Source organism: Terribacillus sp. AE2B 122 (genome assembly GCF_902497585.1).
Classification (GTDB): domain Bacteria; phylum Bacillota; class Bacilli; order Bacillales; family Amphibacillaceae; genus Terribacillus; species Terribacillus saccharophilus_A.
Genome location: NZ_LR700943.1, coordinates 38,323 through 55,505, shown reverse-complemented (window position 1 = coordinate 55,505; position 17,183 = coordinate 38,323). Strand labels below are relative to the sequence as shown.

Here is a 17,183-nt window from a genome sequence, read left to right as displayed (position 1 = left end):
TAAACGGTTATTCAATGTTACAATACCCAGCTAGCGAATGGATGGAACATATTTATCGAAAATGAAAAATTAAATGCATCTATCCCGTGTGGAAGAAAGTACATGAAAGCTAACATGCATCTATCCCGTGTGGAAGAAAGTACATGAAAGCTAACATGTGTAAAGAAACAGAAGGATGGTCAAATTAACAGCAGAGCGAAAGTTGGAGGTAACAGGAATGTCCAATATAATTAACTTCAGTAAAACAGCATTAGAACTAATTGACTCACAAAAACGGATCGCCATTTTACCTAGCATGGACAAGCTATTAGAGAATAATCATTTTCTTAATACCGATGCTATAACCCGAATCTCGAGAGAAGCCTTTACAGAAGTCAGTAAAATAATTCCCCCTTACATTGCCCAGATGCGGACTACAGATCTCTTTCTCGGTACGGTGGAATGAACAAAAAGCAACGCGGCTTTTTCCTGACAGCTATCGCTACAGGGACAATGCTCAATCCGCTGAATTCCTCGATGATTTCATTGGCTCTTCATGCTATCCAGCATGAATTTTCGCTCAGCTTTGCAACAGTTTCCTGGCTTATTTCTACCTATTATTTAGCCAGCGCGATTGTTGTGCCAATTGCCGGCAAAGTCGGGGATCTGATTGGTCGGCGTAAGATGCTTTTGATCGGTCTGCTGCTTGTTGCTGTGTCTGCTGTTGGTGCTCCATTTGCAGGTACATTCCTAATCTTATTAGGCATGCGGCTTTTTCAGGCAGTCGGCAGCAGTTCCATTTATCCAGCCGGTATGGCACTTGTGCGTACACATATCCATGAAAAACAAGCGTCAGCACTTGCCATATTATCCATCTTCACATCCTCTATGTCAGCGTTCGGGCCGACTGCCGGCGGATTTCTGATCGACTTTGCTGGCTGGCAGTCAATCTTTACGGTCAATGCTCCATTTATTCTGCTTAGTTTTCTGCTGACTTGGTTTGCCGTCCCTAAGGATCCAGAAACTACGCACTATACTTTCCGTGAATTCTGGAAACAACTCGATAGCATTGGAATTATCCTTTTTGCAATCGGTATGAGCTTTTCTTTATATTTTCTACTATCTTTTGAGCACGGTATCCATTTAATACCCTTGGGGATAGGGATTATATTTCTAGCAGCATTTATTGTGCGTGAATTGCGTGCCGGATACCCTTTTATAGATGTACGTTTATTGCGGAGCAACAAACAACTGACACTCGTCTACATCCAGTTCATACTATTGAATATCTTTAACTATAGTCTCTTCTTCGGACTGCCGAGCTTCTTCCAGGATGTCTTGCATTACAGCCTGAAGACGAGCGGACTGATGATGATTTTCCTTTCTGGTGCAAGTACTTTTGTGTCATTCCTGATGGGACGCTGGATCGACCGTTCCGGTACAAGTATTCCTACAATTGTCGGGGCTGTGCTCATGATTGGCGGAACTGCAGCATTAGCTCTTATATCCCAGCATCTTACTCTTGGAAACATCGGTGCTGTCCTCATTTTTCTTGGTATCAGCTACGGAATTGGAAATGTCACCTTGCAAGCAGCAATGTTGCATGCTTCCCCTGAACCTATTATCGGGACAAGCTCAGGTCTTTTCCAAACATGCAGATATCTCGGTTCAATTCTTTCTTCGGTTGTCTTAGCGATAGTTTTCGGTTCTGACTTATCTCTGCCCGGTTTCCGGATCCTAATGATAGTCCTTGTCATCACCGGCCTGGCTTTCTTAGTTACAGCTATCTATTCAAAACAGATGGAAAAAGCAGCGGTATGATTTTCTGCTGCTTTTTCCATCTTCTATTGACAGTCACCTCTAATGGTCATACAATTAAACAAAATAACAAATAGTTCCATCTTTTTTATTGCTTCTAATTGAAATCGCTTACAATAAGGAGGAATACAATTGAAATCAACGACTAACCCTTATTTTGTTAAGGTACATGAACAAGATAATGTTGCTATCGCTGTTGCTGATGGTGGTCTTGCTGCTGGTACTTCTCTTGCAGATAACATTGTTGCGCAGGAGCACATTCCACAGGGTCACAAGCTTTCCTTGCAACCTATCCATACAGGCGAACCGGTTATCCGCTACGGCGAAGTGATTGGGCATGCTACAACAGATATTCCCACCGGAAGCTGGGTACAGGAACGCCACTTGCTCCTGCCGACGCCACCGCCGCTGGATGAACTCTCTCTTTCTCCTGATCCCGCTGCCCCCCTTCCTTCATTAGAAGGTTATACATTCGAAGGCTACCGTAATCCCGATGGATCAGTCGGCACCAAAAACATACTCGGCATTATAACTAGTGTCCAATGTGTCGTCGGGGTAATGGATCATGCAGTGAAACGACTGAAAGAGGATATCCTGCCTAACTATCCAAATGTCGATGATATTATCGGTCTTCACCACGCTTACGGCTGTGGGGTTGCTATTCAGGCACCGGAAGCAATCATCCCGATCCGTACTGTTCAAAACCTGGCACGCCATCCGAACTTTGGCGGAGAGACACTAGTTATCGGTCTTGGCTGCGAGAAACTCATTCCATCACGAGTAAACCCAAGCGGAAACGATGAAGATATCATTATGCTGCAAGATCAGCATGGCTTTCATGTAATGGTTGACAAAATTATAGAAAAGGCCGAGGCAAAGCTGGTCACGTTGAATAAGCGAAAACGAGAAACCTGTCCTGTCTCTGAATTGGTTATTGGCACACAATGCGGCGGAAGTGATGCGTTTTCCGGCGTCACCGCGAACCCTGCCGTAGGTTATGCATCGGATCTACTAGTCCGTGCTGGTGCAACCGTAATGTTTTCCGAAGTGACAGAAGTGCGGGATGCAATCCATTTACTCACACCTCGGGCTGCCAGTGAGGAAGTCGCCGAAAAGCTAGTGCGGGAAATGGATTGGTATGACCGCTATCTAGCTTCCGGCCAGGCCGATCGGAGCGCCAATCCGTCGCCTGGGAACAAAAAAGGCGGCTTATCCAATGTTGTAGAAAAGGCGTTGGGATCTGTCGCCAAGTCTGGACAAAGCACAATTGCAAATGTCCTCGCACCAGGAGAACGTGCTGAAACGAAGGGCTTACTATTTGCCGCCACTCCTGCCAGCGATTTTGTCTGCGGTACACTTCAGCTTGCTTCCGGCATACACCTGCAGCTCTTTACAACAGGCCGCGGCACGCCATACAGTCTGGCAATGGCACCTGTCGTGAAGATATCGACTCGAACTGCCCTGCACCAGCAATGGAAGGATTTAATAGATATAAATGCTGGTACGATCGCTACCGGGGAAGCAACATTGGAAGAAGTAGGCTGGGAAATATTCCACTTTATACTGGATGTAGCAAGCGGCAGGAAACAGACTTGGGCAGATCATTGGGGCACCCATAACGATCTAGCTCTGTTCAATCCAGCCCCTGTTACATGAAAAAGGAAAAATCCCGATGCATAGAGCGTCGGGATTTTTTTGTTATCCTATGAAAAATCGTAGAGCAGCCATAAGCACTACACCTATTACTACCGTTAACAATAGGCTCTTCGTCCATAATGCGAAAAGAATGGTAGGAATCATAATTGCGATAACCTCCCAGTCGAAAGAAAGCGGTCCCTTTTCTCCTAGTACATTCGAGACAACTAGTGCAGTCAGTATACATATAGGTATATAGGACAGCCACCTCATGGCAAGCACCGGCAATTTCAGGTTTCTGATAATGAGAAAAGGCAGGACGCGCGGCACTATCGTCACTGCCGCGCAAGCAGCAATCAGCAGCAGCATGGATAAAGAAACGTTCATTTTTCAGTTACCACTCCAATCGTTGCACCGAGAATGGTCGCCAGAAGTACAGCCATATGGGAACTTACAAAGAAGGAGAAACCTATCATCAGAATGACAATACATAGTATTAGTCGAATATAGTGCTTTATTTTCGTCGATTCAACTGCATCCAGCTGCAGCACAAGCAGCGCAATAAACATACTGGTCAGAGCAAAATCCAGACCAAACGTCTCCGGATCTGCTATCCAGTTCCCGAATATTGCACCGACAGCACAAGAAATAATCCAGCAAATATAAGCCGTCACATTTAACCCGTTCATCCAGCTTGCTCTCATCCCTTGTTTCTGCTGTGTCTTTACCGAGGCAACACCGAATGTCTCATCTGTCAGCAGTATGCCAAATCCAATGTTCCGCCAAACAGAATACTGTGTAAAATGCGGAGCCAGCGTCGCACTCATAAGAAAATGACGTAAATTCACGATGAAAATCGTTAAAATAATTGCAGCAGCCGGGCTTCCCTCAAGTACTAATGCAGCAAATATAAATTGAGCTGATCCAGCATATACAAGCACTGCCAGTAACACTACCTCCAGCGCACTAAGTCCTGCTGCAATACCGATTACTCCAGCAGCAATCCCAATGCTGATATACCCAAGCAGTGTAGGGATACAATCCCTCACTCCCTGCCTAAAATTCATCTCATTGTTTTCCTCTGCTCCAATCGATGCATGCACATCGGCCATTCTGCTCCCACCTATCAATCTTCTCTAGTATTGGTAGACAGTATACCAAAAGCAGGCACGTAATGGGAATCACAGAAATAACTTAAAAGACTTCAGCCAGGAGTTCTATTCGTATGTTTTTTTCTCTGGATAGAATAAGATAAGACTAGTCAAGATTACATATTCCCATAGCAGTTCTATATGAGCTATAGATAATAAAGTAAAGTACCTGCAATTATTAACTTTTTAAAAAAGGATATATATATAAGTATAAAAAGTTTTTCACCGCTTAAATCTGGGTATAAATACTTAGTTTCGAAAAGAATAGGAGTAGATTCCAATAATAAATAATCCACCATCAACGACACAAGTCCTGGATAACAATGCTGTCTTAAGCGCAGCAGAGAAGTCCTTAGCCATGATAGAGTTCACACCATTTGGCGAGGTATTATGGGCTAATGAAAATTTTGCTGCAACCATTGGCTATCACAAGGCAGAGCTGCCTGGTATGCATCACCGGCAATTCTGCACACCAGATTTTGCTCATAGCGCAGATTATAATCAGTTCTGGAGCCGACTGCGCAGCGGTCAATCTTTCCAGGATAAGATCATGCGAATTGCCAGAAATGGTGATGTAATCTGGCTGGAAGCTACCTACATGCCTGTCTGCGGCGGTGACGGAAGTGTGGGAGCCGTCCTGAAAATTGCAACTGATATTACTGCAAGGGAAATTGGCACAAAAACAATTACATCCGACCTGCAGCAGATGGCAAATGACTTACGTGACCGAACGAGTTCCGGAATCGAAAAAAATAATGGAGCCGCCGATTCAATACAGTCCATCGTTGCTGCGACGACCGCCAATATTGATGCAACTAAAGCCTTAATTAAACAAACAGGCTCCATTCAATCGCTTGTCCAAACCATTAGAGACATTGCAAACCAGACGAATCTATTAGCGTTGAATGCCGCCATTCAAGCAGCCCATGCTGGCGAACATGGCAGAGGTTTCAATGTTGTTGCGGATGAAGTCCGGAAGCTTGCATCACAAGCAGCAGAAGCAACAAAGCAGGCTCAAGAGAATATCGGGAAGATGACTGAGCATATTAAACGGATTGAAGCCGTTTCGCATCAGGCTCAACAGCGGAGTATGGATGGGAAAACCCGCGTGCAAGAGGTTATAGAAGAACTTTATACCTTGGAACAAGCGGCCCAGAATCTGGATAAACAAGCAAATGAACTAAGTCTCCTTATTTAAGGAACCGCATTATTGCGGGATTTTTTATCTATAGGAAAAAAGTCTAGTATAATATTCACAAGTACTTGATTCCTAAATTATACTGACCTGGTATATTGAGGAGAAATGGTTAATTGACATAAACCGGTAAAGCTAGTACGCTTAAGTCCCGTTAAGGAATGAAGTTTGGGGAGTAATTCAGTATGTACAAATTCGAGATTGATGACAAAGAGAAAGTACTTCATATAACAGCAGAAGGGTTCTTTAAGAATGATGAATCCACAGAATTCATGGAGGTACTTTATGAAACATTCGGGTCTATCCAAGCCACCGAATATGATCTGATTGTAGACCTTATTCATTTGAATGTTATAAAGCAGGATCTGGTTTATAGAATTGCTGATGCTTTTGAATTATATGATGAACTCGGTTTCCGTAACATTGTCATCGTCAATCCAATTTCCATTTTAGCGAAAGTACAGCTTTTCAATATCGCAAGAAGCGTGCATTTCTCCGGCACCTTCGTAGATTCATTGGAGGAATGGCAGCCGCGTTAACGCACTGCCATCCTGTCCGGAGTCTTCTTTTTTGCCACATGGACAATCAAACCTATCAGTGTGAGTACGATGAGCGAGGTCAAAGCAATTCTGCTTGCCAAATCTCCATAACCTCTTAAAACAAGTGTAATACTTCCATAAATCATCGGCCCAATAATGGAGGACACCTTTCCAGAGAATGCAAACAGGCCGAAGAACTGCCCTCTTTTTTCAACTGGAGATAGATCCACAATTAAAATCCTCGATGTAACCCAAATAGATCCTAAAGCGATCCCGAAAAGACTGCCCGCTATCCAAAACATCCATTGCGCTGTTGCCAACACGCCGACCGTTAAAGCTATCACCATAATTAATGCCACAAATGAAAATGATCGATGCGCCCCTACCCGATTAGCTATCTGGCCAAAGCAAAATGAACCTATGATTGCTGTAACCGTTGAAACTAAATACAGAATGATGAACTGTCCGGAACTGAACCCAACAACCGTGACAGCATAAACACTCATTACAGCAATGGTTGTCGCTATTGCATCATTAACAAAGAAATAAGCTACCATGAACCGAAAGATGGATTGATGCTTGCGGATTTCCTTGAATGTTGCGATGATTTCTTTATATCCGATCAACAGACTCATACGTGGCCGCTTCTGCACTGACTGCTTGTCTTTCAGGAAAAACAGCAGCGGGAGCGTAAATATGAGATAGAGACCTGCTGTAGCCAAGAAGACGTATTCATAGCCGTCATCCAGCAAAAAGTAGACAAGCAAGCCGACTAGCGTCCCCATATACCCCACTGCTACACCGAATCCCGACAATGTCGACAGCCGGTTGCGCGGTACCAAATCACTGATTTTCGCATCATAAAATATAAGACTGCTATTATAGAAGAACTTCGCCAGTACAAATACAAGAACTGTAGCTACAAACGGCGCTGGAAGTCCCCATAGGGTTGCGTCCAAATTCCATCCCGCAAATACGCCCATTAAAACTGTACATAGAATGGAGACGCCAGCAAATCGGATAATATAGCGCTGTTTATAGCCAGTCTGGTCGATCCAGACGCCAAACAACGGTGAGAAGATAACTAGAAAAAAACTCGCCAGTGCATTTGCATAAGCAATCAGGGTATTCCCAAGCTGTTCCAATTCTGCTGTATTGCCGATTGTATCAGTAACATAGAATGGGAAGAAGACAGTTGTGATATTGGAAGAAAAAATAGTATTGGCAAAGTCATATAAAGCCCACGACAAAATAGGCAAGGACAGCAAAAATCCGAATCCCCTACCTTGGTCGGGTGTCTGCCTTTCGTGTTTGCTTTCCATAGGAAACCTCCTTTTTCTTCCACTATACCTTATGCTTGCTGACATGCATGCTTATTTACAAAAAAATTACAGTGCGCATTTTTTGTCAAAAATTTCTTGCTCGTAAAGCATTGCTATCGATTTTAGGTATGCCAAAGGAGGTAATGAGATGGATACTTTCGCTAATTCTCCAGCTATATTCTTTATCCTTTACTTTGTATTTCTCTTGGCAACTCTGGTCGCAAGCATCATTTCACTAGTTATCCATAAACATGGCCGCTTATTCTCACTCCTGACCATCCTTCTGGTGCCCGTATTATTTATCACAAGCTTCTACAACGCCCTCATGCGATCAGGCGGAACAACGGAAATTCAGTTCTTTTTTATCAGTCTATCAAGAGGTGATGGCTCCACGCTCATCATGACTGCTTGCTGGATCTTACTTTTATGCTGGTGGATATGGATGATCTCATTTCGTTTTCACTTAAGGAAGAAAGGGTAAAGCTTCTAAGAACATTTTAGGGGTGATTCAGTTTGCAGCTTATCGCAACAATTGGGGTCTTGATTGGTATTCTCCAAGCTATCATGATAGTTTTCGATTTTCGCAGCCGTCGCCAGATGATGAAGATTATGTATATCGTTTGGCCAATGATCGGTCTCTACTTCCCTATAATTGGCCTTTGGGCTTATTATAAGATCGGCAGGAAAGACAGTATGAAGGTAAATAAAAAACACGATCAGATGCAACATGCCGACAAACCTTTCTGGCAGCAGGTTTTCGTCTCGACTACCCACTGCAGCAGCGGGTGTGCGCTTGGCGATATAATCGGTGCTCCGATAGTTTTCTGGGCTGGTCTGACAATCGCAGGAAGTACCTTGTATGCTGACTTTGCCGTTGAATTCATCCTGGCCTTCTTATTTGGGATTGTATTCCAGTACTACGGTATGGGAATGAACAAAGCAAAAGACAGTCATATAGCTGATGCAATCAAGACAGATGCACTTTCGCTTATTGCGTTTGAAATAGGCATGTTCGGATTCATGCTATTGGCGCATTCCGTATTCTTTGAAGGGTTGCATCCGAATAGTGTACTATTTTGGTTCATGATGCAAATTGCCATGATAATCGGATTTGCTACTAGCTACCCTGTCAATTGGATTATGGTGAAAAAAGGCATGAAACACGCGATGTGAAAAAGACACGGAAACAACATACCTGTTGTTTCCGTGTCTTTTATCATGAAGCATTCTCTTTCAGTTTCTTCATTTCTTCCACCCATGCCATCACTTCTACACGGATTTCTTCTTGCTTTTCATTTACCTGGTCAATCTTTTCTTGTTCCAGGTCGCTTAACTCTTCTTTTGCCATATCAAAGCGTTCCTGGATAAGCTGGGATACAGCAACTTTCACTTCCTCTGTGATAACCTCATCTTCTGCAAGATTTGTAAGCGCAGCTTCGTATCGCACCTCTTCATTACCCATTATATTCTTTATCTTAGCAAGCACTTGCCGCTGGCGATCGTATTCATCGCCTACTTCCCACCCATTCGGGGGTATATTGACAGGCGCCCATGCCAAGTCCAAATTTGATGGCAGCCATTCATATTCAATGGTAGTCTGAAGATCTGCTGCACTATCTGCAGCGTAATATTTTCCTCTGCCTGCTTCTGCTACATCAGCTAGTTGATTTTCTGATTCCTCATCGACATCAAATCCAATAACGTTAACAATGCCCGATTCATCCGATGCAGCTTGCTCGGCTGCCTTGATTGGATCACCGTCGCATGTCTCTTTCCCATCGCTGACAATATAAATTGCGGTTGCACCATCCATCGAACTGCTTTTGTCTGCTGCTGCTTCAATTGCTCCTGCAAGCGGCGTCCAGCCTTTTGCCTCGATTTGGTCTGTTGCTTTACTGAATTTCTGATTATCATATGCTTCAGAGGTATAGACCTCTTCAATACCTGAACAAGATTCATCCATATCTGTATCCGATTCAGACCCTTTATGACCATAAACGATCAAAGATATTTCACTTGAGCTTCCCAGTGTTTTAGCGAAGCTCTTGACGGCATCTTTAGCCACTTTCATCTTCTGCTCGCCATCTACATCCAAAAGCATGCTGGAGCTGGCATCCAGCAAGATAATGGCGTTCTCAGCTTCAGATGATGCATCAGCATCTTCTTCAGCTCCGGATGCGGCAGGTATGGATCCTCGAAAGCTGGTTTCATATTCTCCGCGTCCTGAATCGTTTGCCCATAATATGGACTCCCTAAAACAGCTATCAGAGCCTTATGCAGTGTTTCAGGGTTATCATCAGACTCGATTGCTTCCTTCAAGGATGGAATTGCTGCATCTATAATGTCCTCGTCTTTTACATTTCCATCGCTTTTAGCTGTGTCAGTTTCTATCGGAATATCAGAAGTCTCTTTTCCACCCTGCTGTTCTTTAAGCACCGACAGCGATCCTTCCGTGCTGACTTCCTGTATCGTACTTATATCCATTGTTTCATCTGCTTCTATAGTCGCTTCTTCTGGAGCAGATTCTTCATCTGGAGCACTATTCGGACTGCATGCTGCCAATACGATAAGCGAAACCAAAAGCAGGAAAATGGAGGTGTTTTTCATTCGAACCTAACTCCTCTCCTTTGTTGCTATTAGTACGAATTATCAACAGCTTAGTTTCAAAATTCAGGAAATCCAAACCGCGCTCTACTCCTTAACCTGTTCTACAATGGACTCCCCAGCGGAATCATCATCGTACATCCATTGCCACTGTTCATGCAGCCGTATTCGGCCGTCTGCCAATATTTCCGGCACAGAAACACACTGTCCGCTCCGCAGCTCGCACTTATCATTAATATGATGATAACGAAAACGAAGCTTTCCATCTGTTTCCACCAAACCAATCAGCCTTCCTTCCAGAATCGAACCGCCGCTATATGCTGCGGTAAGAATCTGTCCATCCTGCTTGTAATGAAAGATGGTTTCACTTGAGGTTTCACCATTGTCTGTATTTGTGACGGCGCGAAAAGTCAGGTTATGATAATTCATCCTGTCCCTCCACTTTAAGCCGTTTTCTTGCCTGTTCTGCGCGTTCCCTTGCTTCTTCCACAGTTTCAGCAACGGATAAAGCTACAGCAACTCTGCGGCCTACTGTTGTCGATGGCTTGCGAAAGACACGAATCTGCGTTTGGGGCTCTTGCAGTGCTTCTCTTAAACCCGATATATGATAGGATTCCAAAGCTGTGCCCGCTTTTAACGGACTGGTTGCACCAGGCTGCACCAGCTTGATTTCTGTAATCGGCAAGCCTAATATTGCTCGCACGTGCAAGGCAAATTGGGACAACTGCTGTGTCACCATCGTCACCATTCCCGTGTCATGCGGGCGTGGTGACACTTCACTGAAGTATACTTGCTCCCCTGCAAGGAAGAGCTCTACCCCGAATAAGCCATAGCCGCCTAATCCGGTTGTAATACGCTCTGCTATCTCCTGTGCTTCTTCAAGCTGCGAATCTGTCAGCTGATGAGGCTGCCATGAAGCGGTATAGTCGCCATTTTCCTGCTCATGCCCAATCGGCTCGCAGAAGAAGGTACCGTTTACTGCACGGACTGTCAGCAGTGTGACTTCCGCATCAAAGTGAATGAATTCTTCTACAATGACTCGCGGTTTCTGCACTCTTCCGCCTTCCATGGCAATTTGCCAGCTTCGCTCGATATCCTCCGGTTTCCGGCAGACACTTTGTCCTTTACCAGATGAACTCATCAAAGGCTTGATGACACAAGGAAAACCGATTTTCTCCACCGCTTCCTGAAATTCCTCGTATGTATCTGCAAAACGATAGCCAGCTGTCGGAATATCCAATGTTTCAGAAGCAAATCTGCGGATTCCTTCCCGATCCATTGTTAGCTGTGCAGCTTTCGCAGTCGGTACGACATGATAGCCTTCCCTCTCTAGTTCAACTAATTCATCTGTAGCGATTGCCTCAATCTCCGGAACAATAAAATCTGGTTTTTCCCATTCTACTATCTGTCTGAGCTTTTCACGATCCAGCATATCAATAACATAGCTGCGATCGGCAACAGACATTGCCGGAGCCCCATCGTACCGGTCCACTGCAATTGTCTCTACGCCAAGCCTCTGCGCTTCGATTACAACCTCTTTTCCCAGTTCTCCAGAACCGAGCAGCAGCAGTTTTTTCGTTTGATACATACTATCGCCTCCTGAGTTGCAATTAGTAAAAAGTTTTGCGCCATGATTCGACTTTATCTGATAAACTTATGTTACCATGCCTGTCCAATTCAGGTAATCCTTACTTTTGTCGCAGGAGGAAAAACGTTGCTTCCGTTCATTGATATACCGGGTATCCATCTTCTCTACACTATCACTAGCGTATTGCTCATAAGCGTACTCACCAGGCTTGTATTATATGTGAGCCAGAATATGATGCGGACTGCCGTCAGTACATGGAAAGTGATTTTAGTATCACTAGGAACTGGCTTAAGTGCCATTCTGGCTACATATTCGTTTACCCTATCGATTGATGCGGGCCCTGCTCCTCAAGCGACATGGCTTTTCTTCATTGTCAATTTTCTCTTAAGTTCCGTAAGCGGCGCTCTTATTCTGCGTGTCGTACGCAGTCCGATAGGAAACACCAGACATGATTTGCTTATCAGCCTTCTTTTAGCCGCCTTAATTTACTTATTACATATGTTAACACCGATTTCCTTATATCCGAATTTGCTCGATGTCCACTTTATAGAAGTACTTACTTCAATGATGTTGACACAATCGACTATATTCACCTTATTCCGTTTTCTTAATATGTATACGAATGGAGAACAAATGAAGTGGAGCAAGCTATTGTTATTATTCGGAAGTCTGATGTCTGGAATTGCTATTGTCGGTTTAGGTTATTGCATCTTTGCAGCTTTCACTTCTTATCAATCAGCAATGTCTTATAACCTTCATTTCATGCTTCCTACTGTTATCGTTTTAACTTCTAATACAGTCTTGACTGTCATTCCGTTGCTTTATAGGAACAGGGCACTAGTGACGACACAGCAGCTCTATCAATCTCTGTTCAATGACAATCCTAATGCTGTATTGGCAGTTGAGAAGTATGGTTCGATTCTGCATGCTAATAAAGAAAGTGAATTTTTGACCGGCTATAACGGGGATGCTATCAAAAGAATGGATGCAGCAGCTCTGTTCCTTAATAAAGAGATATTCCGGAATCACCTTAATATCCTTAAGAATGGCGGATCACATCAATGGGACACTAAAATAATTAGCCGATCAGGTGTACAAATAGATGTTCATGTTACTGGCATCCCTACGATTGTGAAACATCATATTGTTGGTTACTTTCTCGTCATCAAGGACATATCGCAGACGATAGAGACAGCCAAACAAGTTGAATTTCTTGCCTATCATGACGATTTGACCAAACTGCCGAATCGCCGCCTGATGCAGAAGCAGATGCAGGAATACGCAGGCAAAGGAACCTCCTTCAGTATTCTGTTAATTGATTATGATTTGTTCAAACGAATTAATGATATTTTTGGACATTCCTTTGGCGATAAGGTCCTAGTGGAAACAGCAGCTCGTCTGGAAAGAATCTTGGATGGTAAAGGCACCGTCAACCGGGTTGGAGGAGATGAATTCCTACTCATCGTACCCGGAGAGTCCGCAACTCGACTCGCTCAATACATTGTCGAGCAGTTCCGACAGCCAATGCGGCTTCAAGATTACGAGCACGTTTTGCAAGCCAGTATCGGCATTGCTTCCTTCCCGGAGCATGCGGAAGATATGGATAATCTCTATAAGTACGCTGATATTGCGATGTATCAGACGAAAGAAAACGGTGGAAATAATTACACTGTCTTTCAGCCGGAGATGGCAGAAAAACAGGTGCTTCGGTTCGAGATTGAACATGAGCTGCAGGAAGCGATCGAAACACAGGCTTTTGATTTGTACTTTCAGCCAAAATTCCACAGCTTCAAACGTACAATAACCGGAGCAGAAGTGTTGCTGCGCTGGAACCATCCCGAACGCGGCTTCATTCCTCCGAATATATTCATTCCGATTGCCGAGGAAAGCGGTCTGATAGTCGCTATCGAGCGCAGTGTCATTGAGCGGATAATGGCTTGCTTAGCGAAATGGCTGGAAGAAACCGACGAATGCACTATTCCTTGCATCTCCATCAACGTATCTGTTATTACGTTCCTGCAGGATGATTTCTCAAGTTTCTTCCGAGATCGACTGAATCATTACAATCTGGATGGCAGCTTGCTGGAACTGGAAATCACAGAACGTGTTGTCATGCAGAATGAAACCAAAATAAATTCCATCCTCCAGAAATTGCGTAAAACAGGGGTTAAAATTAGTATCGACGATTTCGGAACCGGGTATAGTTCCTTGAACTATCTGGATAAACTCGAAGTCGATATCTTAAAAATTGATCAAACGTTCATTCAACATATCGAGTATAATCAATCCATTGTCGCCACCATCCAGTCTCTGGCTGAAAACCTAAAGCTTCATACTATAGCTGAGGGCGTCGAAACGGAAGCTCAGCTGCAAGCACTTCAAGAGCTTGGTTGCACAGAGGTACAAGGTTATCTATTTTCCAAGCCGCTGCCTCAACCTGATTTCGAGTCAGCTTATATAATGCATATACCCGTGGATGCCTAGCATTCCGGGTATTTTTTGTATAGATCTTTATCTGCTGCCGCATACTAACAGCATTACTTTGGGAGGATGTGGGAATATTGCGGAACTATGCAGACAGAAAAGCCATCCTGCTATGCGTGGCAGCGATACTTATCTTCGTCTCTCCCCTATTCCTGCTGGGAGATCACGCCCATATCCGAGTCCATGACAATCTTGACTCCAATCTTGCTTGGTATAAAGTACTTGCTGCAAGCGGGCAGATGTTTGGCGGTGTCCATGCGGTCATCCCTCAAATTATTGGCGGACTGCCTCGGGATGCACTCGGCACAGAATGGACACTTATCGTTTGGCTGCATGCTTGGTTTCCGACAATGACTGCTTACGCAATCAGCCAGCTGCTTACCCGGCTGATTGCGTTTCTTGGGATGTATTTACTCCTTCGTACTCATATCATCCGGAATATGAAGGCACATTGGATTGCTGCTCTCGTTTCACTTGCATTTGCTCTGACACCATTCTGGCCGTCTGGCATGCTTAGCACCATGGGACATCCTTTAGCACTTTGGGCTTTCCTATCTATCCGATCCCAAAAAGCGAATTGGAAGCATTGGACTGCTATTACTTTATTACCGTTATACGCTAGTTTTGTTCTTGGATTTTTCTTCTTCCTCGCACTTATGGGAATTATATGGCTGGTCGACCTGCTTCGATATCGCAGACTGAATCTGCTGTTCTTGGCAAGCATCATCTGGATGACAGCTGTTTTCCTAGCAACGGATTACCGGCTTGTCTATACAATGATAGCTGGTTCTGAAACCATGCATCGTGTTGAATTCGTGTCCTCCAGACAGGATTTTGCCCAAACGCTCCGCTTGTTCTGGAAGAACTTCACGTTGGGACATAATCACGTTATGACCCTCCACACCTTCGTGATTCTGCCAGTGCTGGTGATAGCTTTAATTGTGGTCCTCTTCAACCGAGGCCGTACAAGACCAATGAACATTTATCTCGGCCTGACTGGATTGAATCTGCTGTTATCGTTTTGGTATGCCCTTTGGTTCAATAAGATTTGGAGATTACCGAAAGAGCATATCGACCTGCTTTCAGCCTTTAATTTTGCCCGCTTCCATTTCCTTCGTCCACTCGTTATTTATGTTAGTTTCGGGCTGGCTTGTTATCTGCTATGGCAGCTTGGAAAACGCAGCATACGAGTTTTTGTGTATGCTTGCCTCTGTCTCCAGCTTGTCATATTAGCTCTATCCAACGAAGAAATTGTTTATGGTCTTTATCAGCATACGCCTTCTGTGGAAGCCTTCTATGCTGTTGATCAATTCAAGGAAATCCGTGATTATATCGGCAAGCCTCAAGACACATATAAAGTGGCAAGCATCGGCTTGCATCCTGCTATTGCACAATACAATGGTTTCTATACTGTCGATACATACAACAATATTATTCCTTTAAGCTATAAACATCAGTTCCGTGAAGTCATTGCTGGAGAACTGGCCAAAAGTAAAAATCTGACACGTTACTTTGATGAATGGGGCAGCCGGCTGTATATTTTTTCAGCAGAGCTTGGAAAGCACTATGACTTTCGGAAAGACACCGGCCGCAGCATCCAGAATCTTGATTTGAATGCAGAGGCTTTACGGGAGCTGGGCGGAACCTATATCCTATCTTCCATTTGGATCGAGAATGTGGCCGACAATGATTTGCACTATGAACGAAGCTTCCATCATCCCGACTCTGCTTGGAAAGTCCATCTATACCGGGTACAACCATAAAGGAGGGAATCCATTGACTACATCTTTGCCTGTTCTTACATTAGTGATTCCTTGTTATAACGAAGAAGAGATCCTGACTGATACTTGCTCCAAGCTCACATCGACTCTAGCCGCCTTAATGCAGGAGCAGCTTATTTCACCTTCAAGCAGTATCTTGTTCGTAGATGATGGCAGCAAGGATCATACTTGGCAGCTGATCAAAATAGAGCATTTGGCCAATCGTTTCGTCACGGGAATAAAGCTCGCAGCTAATGCAGGACATCAGCGGGCACTTCTTGCCGGAATGCTCCATGCGAAGGATTATTCCGATTGCGTCATCACATTGGATGCAGATTTGCAGGACGACATCTCTGTTATCCGGACTTTTGTACTGCGCTATCTGGAAGGCTATGAAATTGTGTATGGCGTACGAAATGACCGCACATCGGATACCGGTTTCAAGCGTAATACTGCATCACTCTTCTATCGGACAATGGAGATGCTCGGAATCCGGCTCATTTCCAATCATGCCGACTATCGATTGCTGAATAACCGAGCCTTAACAGAACTAAGTCGCTACAACGAATCCAAACTATTCCTTAGGGGCATCATTCCACAAATAGGATTTCGATCTGATATCGTAACTTATGAACGAAAGCCGCGACTAGCTGGAGAAACAAAATACCCTCTGAAAAAAATGCTCAGTTTTGCATTCGAAGGTATCACTTCTTTCAGCATCGCTCCTATCCGTATTATTGCAGCAGTTGGCTTCGCCCTGTTTCTTATTAGCCTGCTCGCTGCATGTTATGCTGCTATGCAGAAAATATTCGGGGAGCCCGATGCCGGCTGGACTTCCTTGATTATTTCTATCTGGCTGCTCGGAGGTCTGCAACTCATGGCCATTGGTATTATTGGTGAGTATATTGGTACAATTTTTGCAGAAGTAAAAAAGCGCCCCTTATATACAATCGATAGCATCTTGAAGCAATTGAATCCGCAAGATAGCACGCACTTTACGAAAACTTAACAAATATTTTGCATTGGTGCAGGTTTTCTGTTAGAATATCTTACAAACAGGATACCCCCAAAATATTTCTGTTTTATTTGCTGCTGTGTGCTCAGCAGC

The 17,183-nt window shown here is 44.1% G+C and carries 17 protein-coding genes; 10 read left to right on the top strand and 7 right to left on the bottom strand.

The genetic code is table 11. The features are described 5' to 3' along the window. Nucleotides 1-217 precede the first annotated feature (217 nt). From AE2B122_RS05575 to garD, 3 genes are all read left to right on the top strand, one after another. Nucleotides 218-445, top strand: a complete 228-nt coding sequence (locus tag AE2B122_RS05575) for a hypothetical protein (RefSeq protein ID WP_095219118.1) — start codon at nucleotides 218-220, stop codon at nucleotides 443-445. Continuing rightward, nucleotides 442-1,800 carry an MFS transporter gene (locus tag AE2B122_RS05570; protein WP_175073338.1) on the top strand — a complete coding sequence of 453 codons (1,359 nt, stop codon included), beginning with the start codon at nucleotides 442-444 and terminating at the stop codon, nucleotides 1,798-1,800. The genes AE2B122_RS05575 and AE2B122_RS05570 overlap by 4 nt, the downstream gene beginning before the upstream one ends. A gap of 123 nt (nucleotides 1,801-1,923) precedes the next feature. After that, entirely contained in the window at nucleotides 1,924-3,453 is a 1,530-nt protein-coding gene (garD, locus tag AE2B122_RS05565) for a galactarate dehydratase (protein WP_175073743.1), read from the top strand. Nucleotides 3,454-3,495: 42 nt separating this feature from the next. Here garD and AE2B122_RS05560 read toward each other — a convergent pair whose 3' ends face one another. Beyond that, nucleotides 3,496-3,819 (bottom strand): AzlD domain-containing protein, encoded by a 324-nt coding sequence (locus AE2B122_RS05560; protein ID WP_175073337.1) that lies wholly within the window; start codon nucleotides 3,817-3,819, stop codon nucleotides 3,496-3,498. Then, nucleotides 3,816-4,544, bottom strand: coding sequence for an AzlC family ABC transporter permease (locus tag AE2B122_RS05555; protein WP_175073336.1), 729 nt, complete (start codon nucleotides 4,542-4,544; stop codon nucleotides 3,816-3,818). The genes AE2B122_RS05560 and AE2B122_RS05555 overlap by 4 nt, the downstream gene beginning before the upstream one ends. Nucleotides 4,545-4,857: 313 nt before the next feature. On the opposite strand from AE2B122_RS05555, the gene AE2B122_RS19415 reads away from it, so the two are divergent. Next, entirely contained in the window at nucleotides 4,858-5,781 is a 924-nt protein-coding gene (locus AE2B122_RS19415) for a methyl-accepting chemotaxis protein (protein WP_371809507.1), read from the top strand. A 182-nt stretch (nucleotides 5,782-5,963) separates the two neighbouring features. Next, nucleotides 5,964-6,317: a hypothetical protein gene (locus AE2B122_RS05545; RefSeq protein ID WP_095268955.1), complete on the top strand. Its 354-nt coding sequence runs from the start codon at nucleotides 5,964-5,966 to the stop codon at nucleotides 6,315-6,317. Here AE2B122_RS05545 and AE2B122_RS05540 read toward each other — a convergent pair. Next, nucleotides 6,314-7,639 (bottom strand): MFS transporter, encoded by a 1,326-nt coding sequence (locus AE2B122_RS05540; RefSeq protein WP_175073334.1) that lies wholly within the window; start codon nucleotides 7,637-7,639, stop codon nucleotides 6,314-6,316. The two genes, AE2B122_RS05545 and AE2B122_RS05540, sit on opposite strands and share 4 nt — an antisense overlap. Before the next feature lie 148 nt (nucleotides 7,640-7,787). Here AE2B122_RS05540 and AE2B122_RS05535 point away from each other — a divergent pair, with 148 nt between their 5' ends. Both AE2B122_RS05535 and AE2B122_RS05530 read left to right on the top strand, forming a co-directional pair. After that, a complete protein-coding gene (locus AE2B122_RS05535) occupies nucleotides 7,788-8,120 on the top strand; it encodes a hypothetical protein (RefSeq protein WP_095268960.1) in 333 nt (110 codons plus the stop codon). Between the two features lie 32 nt (nucleotides 8,121-8,152). Beyond that, complete coding sequence (locus AE2B122_RS05530) at nucleotides 8,153-8,812, top strand: DUF4396 domain-containing protein (protein ID WP_254593430.1); 660 nt, start codon at nucleotides 8,153-8,155, stop codon at nucleotides 8,810-8,812. A 43-nt stretch (nucleotides 8,813-8,855) separates the two neighbouring features. Here the strand turns inward: AE2B122_RS05530 and AE2B122_RS05525 are convergent, their stop codons facing one another. The 4 genes from AE2B122_RS05525 to purT form a co-directional block, all read right to left on the bottom strand. Further along, nucleotides 8,856-9,740 (bottom strand): hypothetical protein, encoded by an 885-nt coding sequence (locus tag AE2B122_RS05525; RefSeq protein ID WP_175073333.1) that lies wholly within the window; start codon nucleotides 9,738-9,740, stop codon nucleotides 8,856-8,858. Then, nucleotides 9,725-10,246, bottom strand: a complete 522-nt coding sequence (locus AE2B122_RS05520; protein WP_175073332.1) for a hypothetical protein — start codon at nucleotides 10,244-10,246, stop codon at nucleotides 9,725-9,727. Before AE2B122_RS05520 ends, AE2B122_RS05525 begins: the two co-directional genes overlap by 16 nt. Before the next feature lie 84 nt (nucleotides 10,247-10,330). Next, nucleotides 10,331-10,672, bottom strand: coding sequence for a n-acetylglutamate synthase (locus AE2B122_RS05515; RefSeq protein WP_095219108.1), 342 nt, complete (start codon nucleotides 10,670-10,672; stop codon nucleotides 10,331-10,333). Then, nucleotides 10,659-11,831 carry a phosphoribosylglycinamide formyltransferase 2 gene (gene purT / locus AE2B122_RS05510; RefSeq protein ID WP_175073331.1) on the bottom strand — a complete coding sequence of 391 codons (1,173 nt, stop codon included), beginning with the start codon at nucleotides 11,829-11,831 and terminating at the stop codon, nucleotides 10,659-10,661. The genes AE2B122_RS05515 and purT overlap by 14 nt, the downstream gene beginning before the upstream one ends. A gap of 126 nt (nucleotides 11,832-11,957) precedes the next feature. Between purT and AE2B122_RS05505 the strand changes: the two genes are divergently transcribed. The 3 genes from AE2B122_RS05505 to AE2B122_RS05495 all read left to right on the top strand — a co-directional run bounded on the left by AE2B122_RS05505 (nucleotide 11,958) and on the right by AE2B122_RS05495 (nucleotide 17,084). Beyond that, nucleotides 11,958-14,315, top strand: a complete 2,358-nt coding sequence (locus AE2B122_RS05505) for a bifunctional diguanylate cyclase/phosphodiesterase (protein WP_175073330.1) — start codon at nucleotides 11,958-11,960, stop codon at nucleotides 14,313-14,315. Nucleotides 14,316-14,383: 68 nt separating this feature from the next. Beyond that, nucleotides 14,384-16,078 carry a DUF6044 family protein gene (locus AE2B122_RS05500; RefSeq protein WP_371809500.1) on the top strand — a complete coding sequence of 565 codons (1,695 nt, stop codon included), beginning with the start codon at nucleotides 14,384-14,386 and terminating at the stop codon, nucleotides 16,076-16,078. Between the two features lie 13 nt (nucleotides 16,079-16,091). Further along, nucleotides 16,092-17,084 carry a glycosyltransferase family 2 protein gene (locus tag AE2B122_RS05495; protein WP_254593429.1) on the top strand — a complete coding sequence of 331 codons (993 nt, stop codon included), beginning with the start codon at nucleotides 16,092-16,094 and terminating at the stop codon, nucleotides 17,082-17,084. The last annotated feature ends 99 nt before the right edge of the window (nucleotides 17,085-17,183 follow it).